This window comes from Micromonospora sp. 4G55 (assembly GCF_016803375.1).
The window spans coordinates 1-3,081 of the sequence record NZ_JAEVHN010000703.1; the positions used below are offsets into that span (position 1 = coordinate 1).

The 3,081-nt window shown below is 68.6% G+C and carries 1 protein-coding gene and 1 pseudogene; both read right to left on the reverse strand.

All coding sequences use genetic code 11. From position 1 onward, the window contains the following. Positions 1-333: 333 nt before the first annotated feature. Positions 334-615: pseudogene (locus JNW89_RS32660) on the reverse strand (hypothetical protein); the annotation flags it as partial. Between the two features lie 731 nt (positions 616-1,346). Beyond that, on the reverse strand, positions 1,347-2,552 hold the full coding sequence (locus JNW89_RS32665) for a low temperature requirement protein A (protein WP_238451985.1): 1,206 nt from the start codon (positions 2,550-2,552) through the stop codon (positions 1,347-1,349). Positions 2,553-3,081: the final 529 nt, after the last annotated feature.

Here is a 3,081-nt window from a genome sequence, read left to right on the forward strand (position 1 = left end):
ACCCCCGGACGCCACTCCGGCGGACGCAGGCGTGCCGGACGCTGTCATGCCGATCGTCAGAAGACCGGCAACAAACAACAGTGATCTCGCACCGGTAATCACGAGAATCAAGCTAACACGATGCGCGGAGCCACCGATGAGGAATCCAATTTCACCAGTCACGTTGTTCGCGAGGTTGTCGACCGACGCCGGCTAGCACGGCAGCCGCGAACGCCTCGTCGGCGAACAACTCACCCAACTCATCCCGGATCACCACCGGCAGCGGCGCCCGCCGACCTACATCGCACGTACCGCGGCGGCGATCTCATCAGCCGGTTGTTTCCGGACGCTCACTCAGGCCTTCGCCTTACGACCCCGGGTGACCTTCGGCGGGCGCCACGACGTCAACGCCTCGTCGGTGAGGTGCAGCCGGTTGGTGGTCTCGGCGAGGAAGTCGGCGTAGATGTCCGCCGGCGAGGCACCCCACTCCGGGTTGAACTCGCCGTGCCACTGGCGTACCCAGGGCAGGATCTCGCGCAACCCCGCGACCAGCGGCAACAGCCGGGCGGCGGCCCAGCCGTCCTCCTGCTCGCGGGCGACGATCAGGGTGGCCAGGGCCTGGGCCTGCTCGCGGTGATCCCAGCCGGCTCAGCCGACCAGCAGCGACGGGTAAAGTAGCCCAGGAGCGCAGGCGCAGACGCTGGCGGCGCTGCGTCAGCAAGAAGTCAGCAGGACGTTCAGCAAGACCCAACGCCAAGCAACCTCCGACAGCGGCCGAAAAGCATACAACGGCATCAGACGACATCGGTTGGAGTGCAACGGCAGTCGGAATCGACATTCACACCGAAGAGGTCACTGGTTCGATCCCAGTATCGCCCACGCAGGTCAAAGGCCACTTCCCGGGTTCGGGAGGTGGCCTTTCTGCTTGCGTACAGCAGCTTTAACAGCAGCCCGGTCATGAGGGCCGGCACGGGTGGGGAGCCTGGGATGTCGGCATCCGGCGGTGGCCGCAGGCTGCCCCCACTGGTGGAGGTGAGCGAATCCGGGCCATCGTGGACGGCAGGTGAGGCCGTGCTGGGCCGCTCAGCGGATTCGGAGGACTGGCGCTGCGGCCGGTGCGATCGAGAGCCGGCGGGACTTGGCCCGCATCAGCGGCAGGAAGGCCGCTCGGCATCTCCGACGTCGAGTCCAGCGATCCGGCGGGAAGGCCGCGCTGGCGTGTCCGACGAGCGCCAGAGTAGCACCGGGTACCGACACGTCAACCCGCCGTGATCTCTCAGGCCGAGGCGGGACGGCCGGCGGCCGGCCGTGCCAGGTCTCAGGACGTTCGTGACAGAGGAGTCTCGGAACGTGGGTGACACTTCCGGCTAGCGGGGCGGTGACGGCGGCTCGGGTGGGCGTCCTCGGGCGCGGGCTGCATCGGATAGGGCGATCGCGGCCAGGACGAGAGCAGCGGCGATGGCGATCACCAGCCGCGGCGCCCGGATCATCGCCGGTGAGAGGGCGGCGAGGACCAGGACACCGATCAGCCGGTTGCGGGACACGCGGGCGAAGACCGCGTACTCGAAGATGCCGCGCCCGGCCAGGAACAGCGCGGGTCCACCGAGGATCATGGCGATCCAGATCGGCTCTGCATGTCCGAACGGGTGGGCGAGGACGTGATCGACGCAGTTGGCGGTGAGGACGACACCGGCCACCATGATCGGGTGGGAGTAGGTTGCCGAGATGCTGAGGCGGAGCGGATCGGGGGCGGCTGCGATGGCTTCCGCCAGCAGCTCCCCGGCCCGGTAGATATAGATTCGCCACAACAGCACGGTGGTAGTGAAATACACCAAGGCTGCAACGCTGTGCTCGGCCCCGAAGCCACTGGTGCCGAACGCCAGACCCGTGACCAGGATCAACTCGCCGAGCGCAATGATGAAGAACTGCCGGAAGCGCTCGGCCAAGTGCTCGCCCAGGATCGCAAGCTCCGATCGCGCAAGGCGACCCAACCCCGGTGTGGGCAAGCGGAGTGCGGTCGACGTGTAGTCGACGGCCACCGCCAGCGTCCACAGCGCCAGACGCGCCGTATCGTGCGCGACGGCTCCCGCGATCCATGGCACGGCGGACACGCCGTACCAGAAGAATTGCCGCAGGAAGGCGCGCTGCGCCTGGTGGCCGCGCAGCAGGAGCACGAGGACGACGCTGGCGCCAATCCGAATGGCGACGTACGCGCCCGCGAAGAATAGGCCCCGCTTGCCGAACGCCTCCGGCGTCGCGGCGGCCATCACCAGGATGCCAAACATGGACGCGATGGCCAGCAGCTGTATCGGCGGTCGTTGCGGATCGAACCTGTCGGTTGTCCCCGCAACGCGGGACCAGACCCACCACAGGGCCAGCAGCAACACCAGCGTCTGGAGGGTGCCGATCCACGTCAGATTCTGGAGCAGCCCCTGCGTGAGCCGGAAGAGCGCGAGGACGAACACCAGGTCGAAGAACAGTTCCAGGTACGTTGCCTCCTGCGGCTGCCCGGGCCTCCGCAGCAGCCCGCCCGCCCTACTGGTCACCATAGGCTCGCCCGCTTCTGCCGTCATTGTCGCTTTGAAGCAGTACCACGCTGCGGGCTCTGGTGGATGCGGATGTGCTGCCCTGGCCCGGGTCGAGTGGCGGCGTTCTACAGGCGGAGTGTCACCCACGTCCCGAGATTGATCTGTCACGCAGGTCCCGAGACCGGACAGCCGGCTGCCGGCCGGTGTGGGAGGACTTTCTGTACGTCTATCAAGGCGGCCCTTGACGGGCCGCACGCGCCGCCGCCTGGGCGCGCGCCGGCCGCTGCCGCTGTCGCTCTGCGGCCGTCACGCCTACGCCCGGCAGCTGGCGCGGGAAGTGGGGAGCCCGGGGGCCGCCGCAGAGGACAGAACGGACTGACCGGTGAGGTCCGGTCCGGCAGCCCGGCCGGGCCGCGCGGCCACGAGCCCGCGCGGCGTAGGGGAGCGGACGCCGACCGCGTCGGCGAGCTGGGGTCGGTCGCGGGTTTCTGTTAGAGCGCCTCCGGCGGGGGCGCTCCGGCTCCAGGATGGCGGGGCTCCGTCGGCGGGTCGCGGTCCGTGGGTGGTTGCGGTA

Bases quoted from the DNA above. Each gene is read 5' to 3' on its own strand.
- JNW89_RS32665 (WP_238451985.1), bottom strand. From the start codon at position 2,552: ATGACGGCAGAAGCGGGCGAGCCTATGGTGACCAGTAGGGCGGGCGGG.